The 17,380-nt window shown below is 65.5% G+C and carries 16 protein-coding genes; 13 read left to right on the top strand and 3 right to left on the bottom strand.

Annotated elements, in window-relative coordinates:
* Nucleotides 1–5: 5 nt before the first annotated feature.
* From MTX35_RS11060 to MTX35_RS11020, 9 genes are all read left to right on the top strand, one after another.
* Nucleotides 6–761 carry a YggS family pyridoxal phosphate-dependent enzyme gene (locus MTX35_RS11060; protein ID WP_243594990.1) on the top strand — a complete coding sequence of 252 codons (756 nt, stop codon included), beginning with the start codon at nucleotides 6–8 and terminating at the stop codon, nucleotides 759–761.
* Between the two features lie 83 nt (nucleotides 762–844).
* Nucleotides 845–1,492, top strand: a complete 648-nt coding sequence (locus MTX35_RS11055) for a cell division protein SepF (RefSeq protein WP_243594989.1) — start codon at nucleotides 845–847, stop codon at nucleotides 1,490–1,492.
* 82 nt (nucleotides 1,493–1,574) lie between these two features.
* On the top strand, nucleotides 1,575–1,862 hold the full coding sequence (locus tag MTX35_RS11050; protein WP_243594988.1) for a YggT family protein: 288 nt from the start codon (nucleotides 1,575–1,577) through the stop codon (nucleotides 1,860–1,862).
* A gap of 158 nt (nucleotides 1,863–2,020) precedes the next feature.
* A complete protein-coding gene (locus tag MTX35_RS11045; RefSeq protein WP_243594987.1) occupies nucleotides 2,021–2,872 on the top strand; it encodes a DivIVA domain-containing protein in 852 nt (283 codons plus the stop codon).
* A 78-nt stretch (nucleotides 2,873–2,950) separates the two neighbouring features.
* Nucleotides 2,951–3,127: a hypothetical protein gene (locus tag MTX35_RS11040; protein WP_243594986.1), complete on the top strand. Its 177-nt coding sequence runs from the start codon at nucleotides 2,951–2,953 to the stop codon at nucleotides 3,125–3,127.
* Nucleotides 3,128–3,420: 293 nt separating this feature from the next.
* Nucleotides 3,421–6,558, top strand: coding sequence for an isoleucine--tRNA ligase (gene ileS, locus MTX35_RS11035; RefSeq protein ID WP_243594985.1), 3,138 nt, complete (start codon nucleotides 3,421–3,423; stop codon nucleotides 6,556–6,558).
* Nucleotides 6,555–7,205 carry a peptide deformylase gene (locus tag MTX35_RS11030; protein ID WP_243594984.1) on the top strand — a complete coding sequence of 217 codons (651 nt, stop codon included), beginning with the start codon at nucleotides 6,555–6,557 and terminating at the stop codon, nucleotides 7,203–7,205. The genes ileS and MTX35_RS11030 overlap by 4 nt, the downstream gene beginning before the upstream one ends.
* A 62-nt stretch (nucleotides 7,206–7,267) precedes the next feature.
* Entirely contained in the window at nucleotides 7,268–8,575 is a 1,308-nt protein-coding gene (locus tag MTX35_RS11025) for a DNA polymerase IV (RefSeq protein ID WP_243595100.1), read from the top strand.
* 199 nt (nucleotides 8,576–8,774) lie between these two features.
* The gene (locus tag MTX35_RS11020) at nucleotides 8,775–9,260 is read left to right on the top strand and encodes a hypothetical protein (RefSeq protein WP_279395857.1); all 486 of its coding nucleotides are present in this window, start codon (nucleotides 8,775–8,777) and stop codon (nucleotides 9,258–9,260) included.
* Between the two features lie 96 nt (nucleotides 9,261–9,356).
* Here the strand turns inward: MTX35_RS11020 and MTX35_RS11015 are convergent, their stop codons facing one another.
* Both MTX35_RS11015 and MTX35_RS11010 read right to left on the bottom strand, forming a co-directional pair.
* Nucleotides 9,357–10,100, bottom strand: a complete 744-nt coding sequence (locus MTX35_RS11015) for a hypothetical protein (protein ID WP_243594982.1) — start codon at nucleotides 10,098–10,100, stop codon at nucleotides 9,357–9,359.
* Complete coding sequence (locus MTX35_RS11010; RefSeq protein WP_243594981.1) at nucleotides 10,097–11,074, bottom strand: hypothetical protein; 978 nt, start codon at nucleotides 11,072–11,074, stop codon at nucleotides 10,097–10,099. The genes MTX35_RS11015 and MTX35_RS11010 overlap by 4 nt, the downstream gene beginning before the upstream one ends.
* Nucleotides 11,075–11,164: 90 nt before the next feature.
* Here MTX35_RS11010 and lspA point away from each other — a divergent pair, with 90 nt between their 5' ends.
* The 4 genes from lspA (at nucleotide 11,165) to dnaE (ending at nucleotide 17,064) form a co-directional block, all read left to right on the top strand.
* Entirely contained in the window at nucleotides 11,165–11,797 is a 633-nt protein-coding gene (lspA, locus tag MTX35_RS11005; RefSeq protein ID WP_374230275.1) for a signal peptidase II, read from the top strand.
* Complete coding sequence (locus MTX35_RS11000; protein WP_032394372.1) at nucleotides 11,794–12,720, top strand: RluA family pseudouridine synthase; 927 nt, start codon at nucleotides 11,794–11,796, stop codon at nucleotides 12,718–12,720. The genes lspA and MTX35_RS11000 overlap by 4 nt, the downstream gene beginning before the upstream one ends.
* A complete protein-coding gene (locus MTX35_RS10995) occupies nucleotides 12,720–13,385 on the top strand; it encodes a hypothetical protein (protein ID WP_243594980.1) in 666 nt (221 codons plus the stop codon). Before MTX35_RS11000 ends, MTX35_RS10995 begins: the two co-directional genes overlap by 1 nt.
* A gap of 142 nt (nucleotides 13,386–13,527) precedes the next feature.
* Nucleotides 13,528–17,064 carry a DNA polymerase III subunit alpha gene (dnaE, locus tag MTX35_RS10990; RefSeq protein ID WP_243594979.1) on the top strand — a complete coding sequence of 1,179 codons (3,537 nt, stop codon included), beginning with the start codon at nucleotides 13,528–13,530 and terminating at the stop codon, nucleotides 17,062–17,064.
* Here the strand turns inward: dnaE and MTX35_RS10985 are convergent.
* Nucleotides 17,035–17,304 carry a hypothetical protein gene (locus tag MTX35_RS10985; RefSeq protein ID WP_243594978.1) on the bottom strand — a complete coding sequence of 90 codons (270 nt, stop codon included), beginning with the start codon at nucleotides 17,302–17,304 and terminating at the stop codon, nucleotides 17,035–17,037. The two genes, dnaE and MTX35_RS10985, sit on opposite strands and share 30 nt — an antisense overlap.
* Nucleotides 17,305–17,380 lie beyond the last annotated feature (76 nt).

Raw genomic sequence — 17,380 nt, 5'->3', positions numbered from 1 at the left:
TTGTCATGAGTGAACCCACCGACGGTGCCTCGGGCACGGAGCGGGCGCGAGAGATCGAGACGGCGTTGACATCGGTGCGGGAGCGGTTGCACCGCGCCTGTGTCGACGCGGGCCGGTCGCCCGCCGAGGTGGCTCTGCTGCCGGTGACCAAGTTCTTTCCCGCCTCCGACGTGCGCATCCTGTACGCCCTCGGGTGCCGCGACTTCGGCGAGTCCCGGGAGCAGGACGCGTCGCCCAAGGTCGCCGAGACGGCCGAGGAGTTCGGCGGCGATCCACCCCGGTGGCACATGATCGGTCATCTGCAACGAAACAAGGCGAAGTCGGTCGCCGCGTGGGCGCACTCCATTCATTCCGTGGACAGTGCGCGGTTGGTGGCTGCACTGTCCAAAGCGACGACGAAGGCCTTGGACGAGGGACTTCGGTCGGCCGAGCTGGATGTGATCGTTCAGGTCAGTCTCGACGGAGATGTGCACCGCGGCGGCGTCGAACGCGGCGAACTGCACGAGCTTGCGGACGTCGTGTCGAACGCAACCGGTGTGCGTCTCGCAGGGTTGATGGCGGTGCCACCTCTCGAGGCCGATCCGGACGCCGCGTTCGCGGACCTCGAGGGTCTGCACAGGGAGCTTCTGGCGACTCATCCCGGAGCGCTCGAGCTGTCCGCGGGCATGACCGGAGACCTGGAAGCTGCTGTGCGGCACGGATCGACGTGCGTGCGTGTCGGTACCGCAATACTCGGGGCGCGGCCGATAGCCTCGCAATAGCAATCCACGGATCACATCAGTCACAACAGACACTTGCGAACCTGGGGATCGACAGTAGACACACCGCCACGGAAGGCAGAACGATGAGCACCCTGCACAAGTTCAAGGCGTACTTCGGCATGGTTCCGCTCGCCGACTACGAGGACGACTACCTCGACGAGCCGGACGCGCGGCGCAGCGCCCGTGGCGGTCGTGACAGCTACGACGACATCGACGACCGTGACTTCGTCAAGCCGTCGTTCGGTGGATCCAGGCATGCACAGGTCGAGGACGACTACGACGACTACGAGGCACCGCGTCCGGCGGCCACATTGGCCCCGATCGGTGGACGTGGACGCGGAGCCGCCCCGACCACGCGCGGCGCGGCAACCAGAGGAGCGTTGGCGATGGACACTCGCATGGATGTGCGTGCGGAGACCCGGCGCAGCCCGATCGTCGACGACGGCGGTCCCTTGTCGAAGATCACCACGCTGCGCCCGCGGGACTACAGCGAGGCCCGCACGATCGGCGAGCGCTTCCGAGACGGCACTCCGGTCATCATGGATCTGGTCGAGATGAGCAACGCCGACGCCAAGCGTCTGGTCGATTTTGCTGCCGGGCTGGCGTTCGCGCTTCGCGGTTCCTTCGACAAGGTGGCGACGAAGGTCTTCCTGCTGTCGCCCGCCGACGTCGACGTCTCGCCGCAGGAGCGCAGGCGTATCGCCGAGACCGGCTTCTACAGTCAGCAGTGAAAGATTCACTGTTCGGGGTGGTAGTTCAGGGCTGTGACCAGGGCGCTTTGCTCAGCCCGCCGAAGTCAGGCAGAGTATAGCCGTGATCGTGTTCACGGTGATCAACATCGTATTGTTTCTTTTTTGGCTCCTTCTCATCGGTCGAATCATCGTCGAGTTCATCAGGACTTTTGCGAGAGATTGGCAACCGACCGGGTTGGTCGTCATCCTGCTCGAGGCGATCTTCACGGTCACCGACCCGCCGGTCAAGTTCCTCCGCAAGATAATTCCGCCGCTCAACCTCGGTGGAGTTCGACTGGACCTGTCCATCATGGTCCTGCTGTTCGTCGTCTTCATCGCGTGGAACATAACCAGTGGTCTCGCGGCCTGAGATCGAAGATAGATGTTAGAACGCGGGACGCGCGCAAGCTGCGTGTCCCGTGTGACAGAATGGACGCCAGTTACAGTTTGATTGTTCTGCACTCGCGCGGAATGGCATATAACTGAATGCTTGCTCTACCGCCCCAAGACGCGTGAAGGGATCCTTCCATGCCGCTGACTCCAGCTGATGTGCACAATGTCGCGTTCAGCAAGCCGCCCATCGGTAAGCGCGGTTACAACGAAGACGAGGTCGACGCTTTTCTCGACCTCGTCGAGCAAGAGTTGTCGCGACTGATCGAAGAGAACGCCGACCTCCGCCAGCGGGTCGGTGAGCTCGATCAGGAGCTTGCGGATGCCAAGAGCGCCGGACGGCAGAGCCCGCAACCGGCTCAGACCGCCGCACCGAAAGCGGAGCCACAGCGCCCCGTGGATCCCCCCAAGCCGCAGCCGGTCGTGCAGCAGCCGGCCCCGGTCGCGCCCGTTGCAGCAGCTCCGCAGCAGTCCGGCGACTCCAACATGCAGGCCGCGAAGATTCTCGGTCTCGCACAGGAGATGGCCGACCGCCTCACCGGTGATGCCAAGTCGGAGTCCGAGCAGCTGCTCGGCAACGCTCGGACCAACGCCGAGCGCCTGGTGTCGGACGCACGTACGCGTTCGGAATCGATGATGTCCGAGGCTCGCCAGAAGTCCGAGTCGCTGTTGTCCGACGCGCAGACACGGTCCGAGACCCAGCTGCGTCAGGCCAAGGAGAAGGCCGATGCGCTGCAGGCCGACGCCGAGCGCAAGCACACCGAGATCATGGCGACGATCAACCAGCAGCGTTCCGTGCTGGAAGGTCGCATCGAGCAGCTCAAGACGTTCGAGCGCGAGTACCGTGTGCGGCTCAAGTCGTACCTCGAGTCTCAGCTCGAAGAGCTGGAGAACCGTTCCTCGGCTCTCCCGGTGGACAACGGTCAGGACAATTTCAACCAGGACACCCAGTCGTCCGGTTACAGCCAGTCGTACGCCAAGGGCAACTGACGCACTACCGTTCTCCGACGCTGCCGTGTGCGGCAGCGTCGGATCGGTTGTGGCGTCGAGTGGTGAGCGAGGAATCCCGTGTTGGTCCTGACTCTCGGCGCAGCAGCGATCGGTTTCGGCTTTCTTGTCATCGCCTTGATGACGGGGTCCGTCGTCTGGGCGTGGGCCTGCATCGTGGTGTGCATCGTGGGTGCAGGTCTGCTGTTGGTCGGAGCGCTCACGGGCCGACGGCCACCGCCCGAGCTCGACAGGTAGCATGACCATGTTCCATTCGATCGATTTTCACGCGTAGATCCGGCCATCACCGGGGAGCTTTCGGAAGAACGACGTTCGGTGCGACACCCTCGGGTGTTTCGGATCGACGTTCAGTAGAACCGAACGGGTGAGCCCGTCACAGCTCACGTGGAGTGGCTCACCCCGACGACACTGTCGTCGAGGGCTGAGCAAGCGGGGTGGTACCGCGGTATCGGGCGTGAGATTCGCCCGATGATCGTCCCCGTGCCAACTGACGTTGCGTCTCGTACGCGACCGGCACGGAGGAGAGAACCATGACAGAGTCGAGCGCCCGTCCGAACTCGGGGTCTTACCCGCTGGTGGACCTGGCCGAGGGCCGATCGGGCAGCGTTCCGTTTCCCGACCTCGAACGCATCGTTCTGCACGAGTGGGCCGAGGACGGCACTTTCCGTGCCAGCATCGACAATCGAGCCGATGCCGAGGAGTTCGTCTTCTACGACGGCCCACCCTTCGCCAACGGTCTGCCCCATTACGGACACCTGCTCACCGGGTACGTCAAGGACCTCGTCCCGCGATTCCAGACAATGCGCGGCAAGAAGGTCGAGCGACGCTTCGGGTGGGATTGTCACGGTCTGCCCGCCGAGTTGGAAGCGGAGAAGCAGCTCGGCATCAAGGACAAGTCCGAGATCGACGAGATGGGCCTGGCGAAGTTCAACGCCTACTGCAAGCAGTCGGTGCTGCAGTACACCGACGAGTGGCGTGATTACGTCACTCGGCAGGCGCGGTGGGTCGACTTCGACAACGACTACAAGACGCTCGACGTGGACTTCATGGAGTCGGTCATGTGGGCGTTCAAGACACTGCACGACAAGGGCCTGATCTATCAGGGCTACCGGGTGTTGCCCTACAGCTGGTACGAGCAGACGCCGTTGTCCAATCAGGAAACACGGCTCGACGACGCGTACAAGATGCGTCAGGATCCGGCGGTCACCGTCACGATGCCGTTGACGGCTCCCGGTTCGCCGCTGGACGGGGCCAACGCGCTGATCTGGACCACCACCCCGTGGACCCTGCCGTCGAACCTGGCGATCGCGGTGCACCCCGAGGTGCACTACGTGCAGGTACGCGGAACCGACGGTGAACGGTATGTGCTTGCGGCACTTCGACTCTCGCATTACGCGAAGGAACTGGGAGAGGACCCGGAGGTGCTCTCGGAGCACACCGGTGCCGAGTTGGTCGGACTCTCCTACGCACCGCCCTACGACTTCTTCCTCGGCCACGAGAACTCGCACCGGGTGCTTCAGGCCGACTACGTCACCACCGATTCGGGTACCGGAATCGTGCACCTCGCACCGGCTTTCGGTGAAGAGGACATGGACGTCGCCACGGCGAACGGAATCGAGGTCGTGCAGCCGCTCGATGCCGGCGGCAAATTCACGTCGCTGGTGCCGCCGTACGAGGGTCTGATGGTGTTCGACGCCAACCCGGTGATCATCAAGGACCTCAAGGCCTCCGGTCGGTTGCTGCGGCACGAGACCATCGAGCACTCGTACCCGCACAGCTGGCGCAGTGGTCAGCCGCTGATCTACATGGCAGTGCCGTCGTGGTTCGTCGCAGTCACCAAGTTCCGCGATCGAATGGTCGAGCTGAACCAGGAGATCACCTGGGTGCCCGAGCACATCAAGGACGGCCAGTTCGGCAAGTGGCTCGAAGGCGCACGCGACTGGAACATCAGCCGAAACCGATACTGGGGCAGCCCGATTCCGGCGTGGACGTCCGACGATCCGGCCTACCCGCGACTGGACGTCTACGGCAGCCTGGACGAGCTCGAGCGTGACTTCGGCGTGCGACCGACCGATCTGCATCGCCCCTACATCGACGATCTGACGCGACCCAACCCGGACGACCCGACCGGCAAGTCGACGATGCGGCGGGTGCCCGAGGTGCTGGACTGCTGGTTCGAATCCGGCTCGATGCCGTACGCGCAGGTGCATTTCCCGTTCGAGAACGAGGAGTGGTTCCAGACACACAACCCGGGCGACTTCATCGTCGAGTACAACGGGCAGACGCGCGGCTGGTTCTACACCCTGCACGTGCTGGCCACTGCGTTGTTCGATCGACCGGCCTTCAAAACTGTTGCCGCCCATGGCATCGTGCTCGGCGAAGACGGCCTGAAGATGAGCAAGTCCAAGGGTAACTACCCGGATGTCAAGGAGGTTTTCGACCGCGACGGCTCCGATGCCATGCGGTGGTTCCTGATGTCCTCGCCGATCCTGCGCGGCGGCAACCTCATCGTCACCGAGCAGGGCATCCGTGAGGGTGTCCGCCAGGCGTTGTTGCCGATCTGGAACGCGTGGAGCTTCCTGCAGCTCTACGCGTCGACGCCGGGGCAGTGGCGTACCGACTCGCCGCACGTGCTCGATCGCTACGTTCTGGCCAAGCTGTCGGCCACCCGGGATGCGATCACCGATGCGCTCGAGGGAAACGACATCGCCGGAGCGTGCGACGAGCTACGCACGTTCTGTGACGCACTCACCAATTGGTATGTCCGACGGTCTCGTTCGCGGTTCTGGAGCGAGGACGCCGACGCGATCGACACCCTGCACACCGTGCTGGAGGTGCTCACTCGCATCGCCGCTCCGCTGTTGCCGCTGATCAGTGAAGTGGTGTGGCGCGGATTGACCGGTGGCCGCTCGGTGCACCTGACCGACTGGCCCGAGGCAGGCGAACTGCCCTCGGATCCGGAACTGGTCGAGAGCATGGACGAGGTGCGCACCGTGTGCTCGACGGTTCTCGGTCTGCGGAAGGCGCAGAATCTGCGAGTGCGGCTGCCGCTGCCCGAGGTGACGGTCGCGGCCGCCGATGCGGAGCGACTGCGTCCGTTCGTCGACATCATCTCCGACGAGGTCAACGTCAAGAAGGTCGATCTGACCGACGACGTTGCGGTTCACGGAAAGTTCGAGCTCGTCGTCAATGCCCGGGCTGCGGGTCCTCGGATCGGTAAGGACGTCCAGACGGTCATCAAGGCCGTCAAGGCAGGGGATTGGTCCGAGGATGCCGACGGAGTCGTGAGCGCCGCCGGTATCGCGTTGCTGCCGGAGGAATTCACCCGCAGACTCGTTGCAGCCGAGCCCGAGTCGACGGCACCGCTGCCCGGAAACGCCGGCCTGGTGGTGCTCGATTCGGCCGTCACCGAGGAACTGGAGGCCGAGGGTTGGGCCAAGGACCGCATCCGCGAGTTGCAGGATGCCCGTCGCAGTCACGGATTCGACGTCTCGGACCGAATCGATATCGTCATCGAGGTCCCCGAGCATAGGCAGGGCTGGCTCGACACCCATCGTGATCTGATCGCCGGCGAGGTGCTCGCACTCTCGCTGGTCGACGGCCGCGTCGGCGACGACGGCAGCGATCTCGGTGAGGGAGTGCGGGCAGCGATCACCAAGTCGTCATGATCGGCGGCGACGTATCGGTGGACGCCGTCCGTGAGCTTCTCGCCGACGCTCACGGCGGTGTCGTGCCGATCGTCGCCGCAGGCCACCCGGTGCTGCGGTCCAGGGCTACCCCGTACGCCGGGCAGCTGGACGCCGAGACGTTCGGCGAGTTGATCGAGGTGATGCGCGCGACGATGCACGACGCGCCCGGTGTCGGTCTGGCTGCGCCGCAGATCGGCATCCCGCTCCGGATCGCGGTGATCGAGGATCGCTGCGACGTAGGAGCGGATGTCGCCCGAGTCCGGGAGCGGACGCGGCTTCCGTTCCGCGTGTTGGTCAATCCCCGGTACACCCCGGTCGGGTCGCGGACGGCCGGATTCTACGAGGGGTGCCTCAGTGTGCCCGGCTATCAGGCCGTCGTCACGCGCGCGGCCGAGGTCCGACTCCAGTGCGCCGATGAGACCGGCCGCGCTGTCGACGAGGTGGTTCGGGGTTGGCCGGCCAGGATCGTGGCGCACGAGACCGACCATCTCGATGGCACCCTGTACATCGACACCGCGCACACCAGATCGCTGACGACAAGTCGGATGTACGGCGAAATGTGGTCGGACCCGACCCCCGAACGCGCCGCGCAGGCGCTCGGATTCGCTACCGACGACCGTCGTTGACGACCGTGTCCGACATCGTCGACAACACCCTGCGCAGTCGTCGGTGGGTGCTGCACCTGGACATGGACGCGTTCTTCGCCTCCGCCGAACAACTCACCAGACCCACGTTGCGGGGCCGCCCGGTACTCGTGGGCGGGGCAGGCGGGCGGGGAGTGGTGGCCGGTTGCAGCTACCAGGCTCGCGCGTTCGGAGCGCGTTCGGCCATGCCGATGCATCAGGCCCGGCGACTCGTCGGCGCAGGTGCCGTGGTGTTGCCGCCGCGGTTCGTTCTGTACTCGGAACTCAGCCGTCGGGCCTTCGAGGCACTACGCGGCCCCATGCCGGTCCTCGAACAATTGTCGATCGACGAGGCGTTCGGCGAGCCGCTCGAACTCGCCGGAGCGACGGTACGTGAGGTCGAGCTGTTCTGCGCGGACCTACGCGCGCTGATACTCGCCGAGACCGGTCTGGTCGCCTCGATCGGTGCCGGATCGGGAAAACAGATCGCCAAGATCGCGTCGGGACTGGCCAAGCCCGATGGCATCACCGTCGTCGCTCCGGGCGTTCAGGCCGAGTTGATGGCGACACTGCCGGTCCGAAAACTGTGGGGGATCGGACCCGTGGCGGGGGAGCGGCTGCGGCGCCTGGGCATCGACACCATCGGCAAGTTCGTGGCCACCCCCGAGTCCGAGGTGGCGTCGATCCTCGGGGCCACGATGGGGCCGAGTCTGCATCAGCTGGCACGCGGAATCGACAATCGAGTGGTGGCCGAGCGGGCCGAGGCCAAGCAGGTCAGCGCCGAGACGACGTTCGCCCAAGATCTGATCTCCCTCGCTCAGCTGCGGCCGGCCATCGAGTCCATCGTCGAGTCGACGCACCGCAGACTGCTGAAGGACGGTCGGGGTGCGAGGACGGTGGTGCTGAAACTCCGCAAGTCCGACATGAGCATCATCACCAGGTCGGCAACGCTGCAGTATGCGACGGTGGACAAGCAGACCATCGTGGCCACGGCGCAGCGCCTTGCCGTCGATCCGGTCGACGTCGGTCCGATCCGTCTGGTCGGGGTCGGATTGGCCGGCCTGTCGGCGGTCAGACAGGGATCGCTCTTCCCCGAACTGGAACACGAACCGGTCCCGGGTGCGACAGACGCGACGGAGGAGTCGGCAGACTCGGTAGAAGCGGCCTCCGACCCTGTCCCGGACGGCCCGCGGTGGCAGCCGGGCATGGACGTTCGGCATCCCGACTACGGTCACGGTTGGGTGCAGGGCGCCGGACATGCGGTGGTGACCGTAAGGTTCGAGACCCGGACCACCGGGCCGGGAATCGCGCGTACCTTCGCCGAATCGGACGAGAACCTGGTGGTCGCCGATGTTCTGGACAGCCTGAAGTGAGTTGTGGCAGAGCTGAGGAAACTCTGTGAGGTTTCACAGGGAGGGCTTGCGGGTTGTGACTCGACCGATCCGAGCTGACATAGTGGACTCCGGTCCGAGACGACCCATCCCCGCAACGACCGACGAGTCACAGAACGATCGAGACGTGACTCAGAGTGAAAAGGACAAGCACTTGAAGCTTCGCAACACCCGTCGGGCAATGGTTGCCGGCATCGCCATCTCCGCAGCGCTCACCATGACCGCCTGCAGCTCCGGCGGCGACGAAGAGACGACCGAGACGACGACGGCGGTCACCACCTCGGTGGCCACCGCTCCCGAAACCGGTGCGTACCCACCGGCACCCACGGTCGAGGAGCTCAACACGCAGCTCATGCGTGGACTCGACCCCAACGTTCCGGTCGAGGAGAAGGCGGCTCTGATCCAGGGCGCGTCCGAGGACCCCGATCTGATCAACCAGGTCGCTGCCGCTGCTGTGGCCAACAACGCCCAGATCGAGATCACCAGCATTGACGACCTCGGCACCGGGGTTCTCAATGCCGGCATCACGATCACGCTCAACGGCCAGGCCAACCCCGGCACGTTCCAGTTCGTCCCCGAGGACGGTGTGTGGAAGCTCTCCAAGGAGAACGCCTGCGGCATCGTCTCGCTCGCGCAGCTGACCAGCCCGGCGTGCCCCGCACCCTGAGTCCTGCCGATCGTCTCTGACCCATCCGGAACTGCCGGTGACATCTCCCCTCGGGGATATGTCACCGGCAGTTCTTCGTCGGTGGATCGGTTCTGTTCAGGCGCTCGGTGCGGCCTGCCGGATGCGGTCAGCGGCGGCGTGGGCGACGGCGGTCACGGTGTCGGGTTCGAGTCCGCTCTGATCCGAGACGACGATCTGCACGACAGTCGAATCGACCACCGCCACCACCACGTCGGAGATCAACGTGAAGCCTTCGCTGCTGGTGGTCAGACGAATCGAGGCGGAGGCGTCACCGATCTGCGACTGCTCACGGCCCGTCAGCGCGTACTGCACGCTCACGCCGTCCGCGTCCGTGCCGCTGAACTCGGTGCACCCGGCCCAGGCCTGCTGCACCGAAGAGAACGCCTCCGCGGCCCCGCTGTCCGCGTAGCTTGCCGCGTCCTCGTCGATCGACGAGAAGTTCGGCCCCGAGAAGCGAGCCACGGCGGACGCCGCCGCGCCGCCGCGTTGATCCGAGATCGGTGCGAGAACCGCCGCACATGCCGCCGGGTCGGTACCGGACTTGTCGGGTGAGTCGTATTCGGGAGCCGGGTCGAGCCCCAGATCCTGGACCGGGTCGGGGATCGAGGAGAACCCGTCAGGCAGGTCGTCCAGCCCCAACATCGACGCACTCAGAACGCCGGAGTCGGTGATGGGGGTACCGAGCAGGGGATCGGGAGCGGCGACGACGGTGGGTGCGGGTGCCGGGGTCCCGGCCGGCTCGTCCGCGCTGCATCCGGCCGCGGCAACGCCGACGAGTGACAGTGCGGCCAGCACCCGCGTCGTGGAGCGCGCGGTCATCGCGAACTCCAGGTGATCGAATCTCCGACGGTCTGGCGTAACACGGTCGTGCTGTCCGGGTCGGTGTACATCTGCTCGCCTCCTGCGGTGATCGATCCGCCGACGGGAAGCGGCTGCGTCAGATCGATCTCGAGGGTGCCCGCGCCGGTGAAGGTGTAACTCGCGATGTTCAGCGTGCCGGCATCGTCGGGCAGATTCCATGTCGTCGATTCGGGTGTCTGCGCAATCGCGACGTCCAGGGTTGCCCGGTCGCCGTCGAGTGCCCGGAGTGTGACCGTGGCGCGTTGATTCAGCGTGATTCCGCTGAGCACCTGCTGATCGACGGTCCAGACGGCTCCCACTCCCACTTCGGCCTCGGGTAGGTCGATGGATCGGTACACCGCGGCGTTCAACGAGCGTTCGATCGCCGCGCGAGCGGTATCGAGTGCGGCCTCGGCAGGCGTGATGTGCAGTGCGGTGATCGCTCCCGAGTCGGTGGTCGCCAGCCGCGCCGCGGAGCCCTCGGAGGCCGAGAGCGCGTCGGTCAGTCCTTCGTCGGGTGATGTCGCTGCGCCGATGGTCAGCTCGACCGAGCGAGTGGCGCCGGTCGCGGCGTCGTCGTCCGTGACGGTGTCGGAGGTCGATGCGGACAGGGGAACCGTCAGTTCGGGACTGGAGAAATCCTGCGACGCATCGTTGTTGATCTGCTGCGAGACGGTGGAGGTGGTGGTGAGGTCGACGTTCTGCTCGTCCGAATCGGCGGTGTCGAAGGTCAGGATGCGGCGCGGCTCCGTGCCGGCGTCGACGACGGTCGTGGTCGTCGGCGTCACGGGGATCGTCACCTCGTTCGAGGACGTGGCCTGTTCGGGCGCGGGATCGGTGTCGGTGTCGGCGCTCGAACATCCCGCGACGAGAGCCACTGCAGAGCAGGCAGCGAGAAAACCGGAGCGGACGGTGCGGGAGCGGACGGTGCGGGAGCGATCGGTCGACTTCACGGGCACCAGGCTACTGACACCGCCCGCAGTGATCGGTCGGTGCGCGGCACGGATGCGGACCCGCCGCCGTCCATACGCCATGATGGACGGGTGAGTGAAGACCGCGCCGATGATCCGCCAGCCGAGACGAGTAGCGTTCCGGCACCGAACGAGACCGCGGACTCGCAGGTGACCGATAACGACAACGCCGAGAGTCGACTGCCGAAGCCGCTCAAGACCCGGCTGCTGATCGTGATCGCGGCCGTGATTCTGGTGTTCGATCTCGTGACCAAGATCGTGGTCGTGCATTACGTCAAGCCCGGCAACCCCATCGAGGTGTTCGGGGACGTCGTGACGTTGCGGCTGGTACGCAACCCCGGCGCGGCGTTCTCGATGGCCACCGGGATGACGTGGCTGCTCACCGTCGTCGCCGTGGCCGTGGTCATCGGAGTGATCAAGATCGGTCGGACGCTGCGCTCGCCGTGGTGGGCGCTGGGGTTGGGCCTGGTACTCGGCGGAGCCCTCGGCAACCTGATCGACCGCTTCTTCCGTGCGCCGGGGCCGTTCCAGGGACACGTTGTCGACTTCGTGTCGGTGGGCTGGTGGCCGGTGTTCAACGTGGCCGACTCGTCCATCGTCTGTGGTGCGATTCTGCTCGTGGTTCTGAGCCTGTTCGGGTTCGAGCCGAACGGTGAACGAGTGACCAAGTCGAGTTCCGACGCCGCCGGCGAGGCCGACAAGTGAGGGAATCGCGCTCGATGCCGGTGCCCGACGGTCTGGACGGGATGAGGGTCGACGCCGGTCTCGCTCGGCTGCTCGGACTCTCGCGTACCGTCGCCGCGACTCTGGCCGAGGAAGGCTCGGTTCTGGTCGATCACGGTGCCGTCGGCAAGTCGGATCGGCTGGCCGCAGGGTCATGGCTCGAAGTGACGCTGCCCGAGCCCGCCCGCGAGTTGACGATCGAGGCGGAGCCGGTCGAGGGGATGGAGATCCTCTACGCCGACGACGACATCGTGGCCGTGGACAAGCCCGTCGGTGTCGCCGCGCACGCCAGTGTGGGCTGGACCGGCCCGACGGTCATCGGCGGCCTCGCGGCCGCCGGATTCCGCATCTCCACCTCCGGCGCGCACGAGCGTCAGGGCATCGTGCACCGACTCGACGTCGGCACGTCCGGGGTCATGGTGGTCGCGACGTCGGAGCGGGCGTACACCGTGCTCAAGCGAGCGTTCAAGGCGCGGACCATCGACAAGCGATACCACGCACTGGTTCAGGGCCACCCGGATCCGAGCAGTGGAACCATCGATGCTCCCATCGGTCGACACGGCAGCAACGACTGGAAGTTCGCCGTCCGTGCCGACGGTAAGCCCAGCGTGACCCACTACGACACGGTCGAGGCGTTCCAGGCCGCGAGTCTGCTGGACGTGCACTTGGAAACCGGTCGCACGCACCAGATCCGGGTGCACTTCTCGGCCCTGCGGCATCCGTGCTGCGGTGATCTGACCTACGGCGCCGATCCGCGGCTGGCCGAACGGCTGGGCCTGGAGCGACAGTGGCTCCATGCGAGGTCACTCGGTTTCGCGCATCCGTCCGACGGCCGTTGGGTGGAGATCGAGAGCAAGTATCCGGCCGACCTCGAGCACGCACTCGAGGTGCTTCGGAAGGCGTGATGCGCACCAGGGGAGTCTCCGGTGTGCTCGTCGGCGTCGTTGCCGCCGCCCTCGTTGTCGGGGCGCTCGCCGTGATCGGGCACCTGAATCCGGTACGACAGCTGGGTGTGGGCACCGACCGGCTCGGCCCGGACAGCGGCGAGCAGGTGATCGACTACCTGGCCCGTGCCGAGGCGAGTCTGCGCGCCGACGATGCCGCACCTCGATGGGCCTCGGTGTCGTTCGACCGTGCACTCACCGCCGAGCAGGCCCATGCCATCGCCGGCGGGGTCCGAATCTCCCAGGTGCTGCTCCGTGTTCCGCTCGACCGCGTGCAGACTCCGATACTCACCGTCGGCGTGCCGGGCAGTGAACGTTCGGTACTGAATTCGACCGCGCGCGCAGCGAGCCTGGCGGGGGAATCGTTCGCGGCGGGGGACCGGCAGGCGCAGATCGCCGCGGTGTCGCAGCGACGTCTGCTCGACGGATGCGCGTGTGTGGTGACGCTGGTGGTGCGCGGAACCCTGCCGGAGTTGACCGAGCTGGCCGGCCGTCCCGATGTGCGCGCGGTACAAGCGCTTCCGCCGGACGCAGTGTCCGGCAAGTTCGCCGTCGAGCCGTTGCTGCCGGAGTACGTCGACGTCGTCGGGCCGCTGCCGGACGACGGTCCGGTCCCTGCCGAATGAGGCAACTTCAGTCTCGTTCGTCACACCCGTCACGTCCTCCCAGGACACACCGTCGGCCTGAAAAATCTGTCGGTTTCACCGCCTAGAGTGAGTACATTCGCGGCTCGTATTTCGATAGCGCACGACCTTCAGGAGAACCTTCGTGGCCGATTCGTTCGTTCATCTGCACAACCACACCGAATATTCGATGCTCGACGGTGCCGCCAAGATCGGGGCCATGTTCGCCGAGGCGGCGCGGTTGGAGATGACGGCAGTCGGGATGACCGACCACGGCAACATGTACGGGGCCAGCGAGTTCTACAACGAGGCCAAGAAGGCCGGCATCAAGCCGATCATCGGCATCGAGGCCTACATCGCGCCCGAGTCCCGGTTCAACAAGAAGCGTGTGCTGTGGGGCGATCGGAGCCAGAAGTCCGACGACGTCTCCGGTAGCGGTGCGTACACGCACATGACGATGGTCGCCGAGAATGCCACCGGCGTCCGGAACCTGTTCAAGTTGTCGTCGCTGGCGTCGATCGAGGGCCAGCTCGGCAAGTGGGCCCGCATGGACGAGGAAATCATCGCCTCGCACGCGGAAGGCATCATCGCCACCACCGGCTGCCCGTCCGGAGAGGTACAGACTCGCCTGCGACTCGGCCAGGATCGTGAGGCACTGGAGGCGGCCGCGAAGTGGCGCGAGATCTGGGGGCCGGACAACTTCTTCCTCGAGTTGATGGACCACGGCCTGTCCATCGAACGTCGCGTCCGAGAGGGCCTGCTGGACATCGGCAAGAAGCTGTCGATCCCGCCGCTGGCGACCAACGACTGCCACTACGTCACCAAGGACGCTGCCGAGAACCACGAGGCGCTGCTGTGCATTCAGACCGGTAAGACGCTCAGCGATCCCACCCGCTTCAAGTTCGACGGCGACGGCTACTACCTCAAGTCCGCCGCCGAGATGCGCGAGCTCTGGGACGATCAGGTGCCCGGTGCCTGCGACAGCACGCTACTCATCGCCGAGCGAGTGCAGCCCTACGACGAGGTGTGGGCGCACCGCGACCGGATGCCGATCTTCCCCGTGCCCGAGGGCCACACCCAGGGCACGTGGTTGCGCCACGAGGTCATGACCGGGCTCGAGCGGCGGTTCCCCGACGGCCCGGCCGAGGACTACCTCGCTCGGGCCGAGTACGAGATCAAGGTCATCCTCGAGATGGGCTTTCCGGCCTACTTCCTCGTCGTCGGCGACCTGATCAACCACGCCAAGGCCGTCGGCATCCGGGTCGGCCCCGGCCGAGGATCCGCCGCCGGATCGTTGGTCGCCTACGCCATGGGCATCACCAACATCGACCCGTTGCCGCACGGTCTGCTGTTCGAGCGATTCCTCAACCCCGAGCGTGTGTCGATGCCCGATATCGATATCGACTTCGACGATCGCCGCCGCGGTGAGATGGTTCGCTACGCCACCGAGAAGTGGGGCAGCGACCGTGTGGCCCAGGTGATCACGTTCGGCACGATCAAGACCAAGGCCGCCATCAAGGACTCGGCCCGTGTGCAGTTCGGCCAGCCCGGCTTCGGCATCGCCGATCAGATCACCAAGGCACTGCCGCCGCCCATCATGGCCAAGGACATCTCCGTGGCCGGCATCACCGATCCCGCCCACGAGCGATACAAGGAAGCCGTCGAGGTCAGAGCACTGATCGACTCCAACCCCGACGTCGCGACCATCTACAAGACGGCCAAGGGACTCGAAGGCCTGATCCGCAACGCCGGCGTACACGCCTGCGCGGTCATCATGTCCTCGGAGCCGCTCACCGACGCCATTCCGGTGTGGAAGCGCGCGCAGGACGGTGCCATCATCACCGGCTGGGACTACCCGTCGTGCGAGGCCATCGGTCTGCTCAAGATGGACTTCCTCGGTCTGCGCAACCTCACCGTCATCGGTGACGCCATCGACAACATCAAGGCGAACCGCGGCATCGACATCGACCTCGACGCGTTGCCGCTCGACGACCCCGCGACGTTCGAACTGCTCTCTCGCGGAGACACTCTCGGCGTTTTCCAGCTCGACGGCAGTGCCATGCGAGATCTGCTCCGCCGCATGCAGCCCACCGGCTTCGAGGACATCGTCGCCGTCCTGGCCCTCTACCGGCCCGGTCCGATGGGAATGAACTCGCACAACGATTACGCCGACCGCAAGAACGGTAGGCAAGAGGTCAAGCCGATTCACCCGGAGCTGGAGGAGCCGCTCAAGGTGATTCTCGGTGAGACGTACGGCCTGGTGGTGTACCAGGAGCAGATCATGCAGCTCGCGCAGAAGGTTGCCGGCTACACGCTCGGTCAGGCCGATCTCCTGCGTCGCGCCATGGGTAAGAAGAAGCTCTCCGAGCTCGAGAAGGCCTACGCCGGATTCCGACAGGGCATGTTGGACAACGACTTCTCCGAAGCGGCCATCAAGGCGCTGTGGGACACGGTGCTGCCCTTCGCTGGCTACGCGTTCAACAAGTCCCACTCGGCGGGCTACGGCCTGGTGTCGTACTGGACGGCGTACCTCAAGGCCAACTATCCGGCCGAGTACATGGCCGGCCTGCTCACCAGCGTCGGTGACGACAAGGACAAGGCTGCCATCTATCTGGCCGACTGTCGCAAGCTCGGCATCACGGTGCTGCCACCGGATGTCAACGAATCCGAACTCAACTTCGCGTCGGTGGGCAAGGACATCCGGTTCGGCCTCGGGGCCGTTCGCAACGTCGGAACCAACGTGGTCGCCTCGATCATCAGGGCACGATCGGAGAAGTCCAAGTACACCGACTTCTCGGACTACCTCGGCAAGATCGACGCGATCGCGTGCAGCAAGAAGGTCACCGAATCTCTCATCAAGGCAGGGGCTTTCGACTCGCTCGATCATCCGCGCAAGGGGCTGATGCTCATTCACGCCGATGCGATCGACGCGGTGATGGGTACCAAGAAGGCCGAGGCGATCGGTCAGTTCGACCTCTTCGGCGGTGAGGATGCCGATGAGTCCATCTCCGCGGTGTTCAACGTCCGGGTGCCGGACGAGGAGTGGGAATCCAAGCATCGGCTCGCTCTCGAGCGCGAGATGCTCGGCCTGTACGTCTCCGGCCACCCGCTCCTGGGCGTCGAGCACATGTTGGCCGCGAAGTCCGACTGCAATATCCCGACGATCCTCGAAGGGGATATCAAGGACGGTACCCAGGTCACGGTCGGCGGAATTCTGGCCTCGGTGAACCGGCGGATCAACAAGAACGGCCTGACGTGGGCGTCGGCTCAGCTCGAGGATCTCGCCGGCGGCATCGAAGTGCTGTTCTTCCCGCAGGCCTACTCGGTGTTCGGTGCCGACGTCACCGAGGACTCGGTGGTCCTGGTCAAGGGGCGGGTCTCGGTGCGCGACGACAGGGTGTCGTTGATAGCGAACGACCTTGCGGTGCCTGATCTCTCGGCGATCGGCATCGACAAGCCGCTCGCGGTCAGTCTGCCGACGCGTCTGTGCACCGCCGACAAGGTCGGCGCGCTCAAGCGGGTGCTGATCAGCCACCCGGGAACCTCGGATGTCCATCTGCGTTTGGTCAGTGGCGACAAGATCACCACGATGAAGCTCGACGACAGCCTGCGCGTCACGCCGACTTCGGCGTTGATGGGAGACCTGAAGGCGCTACTGGGGCCCGGCTGTCTGACGGGCTGATGCGGCCCCGGTGGCACCGAGCTCGGTCAGGCGGAGTGTCCACCAGGTCGCCACGGTGGCCGCTGCGCCGGCGAGCACTGCTGCGTGCAGGGACCCGGCGAAGGCGAGGGTGCCGACGAACACCAGAACTCCCAGTGCGAGGGCTTCGAGTTTGTAGACGGGCCACGCGATGCCGGCCACGTCCGCCGTGCGAAGGGCAGGAGCAGGTCGACGGCTCACCTGGGTGTTCGTGTAGGTCATTGCGTCCTCCTCCGGTGCCGCTCAGCAGGTTCGGCTGTCCGCTGCGGGAAGTTCAGACTATACCCAGTAAAAGATT

This window comes from Rhodococcus sp. ARC_M12 (assembly GCF_022810385.1).
GTDB lineage: Bacteria > Actinomycetota > Actinomycetes > Mycobacteriales > Mycobacteriaceae > Rhodococcoides > Rhodococcoides navarretei.
This window is presented reverse-complemented; position numbering and strand designations above follow the sequence as displayed.

Bases quoted from the DNA above. Each gene is read 5' to 3' on its own strand.
- MTX35_RS11030 (WP_243594984.1), top strand. From the start codon at position 6,555: ATGATCGGCGGCGACGTATCGGTGGACGCCGTCCGTGAGCTTCTCGCC.
- ileS (WP_243594985.1), top strand. From the start codon at position 3,421: ATGACAGAGTCGAGCGCCCGTCCGAACTCGGGGTCTTACCCGCTGGTG.
- MTX35_RS10995 (WP_243594980.1), top strand. From the start codon at position 12,720: ATGCGCACCAGGGGAGTCTCCGGTGTGCTCGTCGGCGTCGTTGCCGCC.
- MTX35_RS11020 (WP_279395857.1), top strand. From the start codon at position 8,775: ATGGTTGCCGGCATCGCCATCTCCGCAGCGCTCACCATGACCGCCTGC.
- MTX35_RS11045 (WP_243594987.1), top strand. From the start codon at position 2,021: ATGCCGCTGACTCCAGCTGATGTGCACAATGTCGCGTTCAGCAAGCCG.
- MTX35_RS11025 (WP_243595100.1), top strand. From the start codon at position 7,268: ATGGACGCGTTCTTCGCCTCCGCCGAACAACTCACCAGACCCACGTTG.
- MTX35_RS10985 (WP_243594978.1), bottom strand. From the start codon at position 17,304: ATGACCTACACGAACACCCAGGTGAGCCGTCGACCTGCTCCTGCCCTT.
- MTX35_RS11060 (WP_243594990.1), top strand. From the start codon at position 6: ATGAGTGAACCCACCGACGGTGCCTCGGGCACGGAGCGGGCGCGAGAG.
- MTX35_RS11055 (WP_243594989.1), top strand. From the start codon at position 845: ATGAGCACCCTGCACAAGTTCAAGGCGTACTTCGGCATGGTTCCGCTC.
- MTX35_RS11015 (WP_243594982.1), bottom strand. From the start codon at position 10,100: ATGACCGCGCGCTCCACGACGCGGGTGCTGGCCGCACTGTCACTCGTC.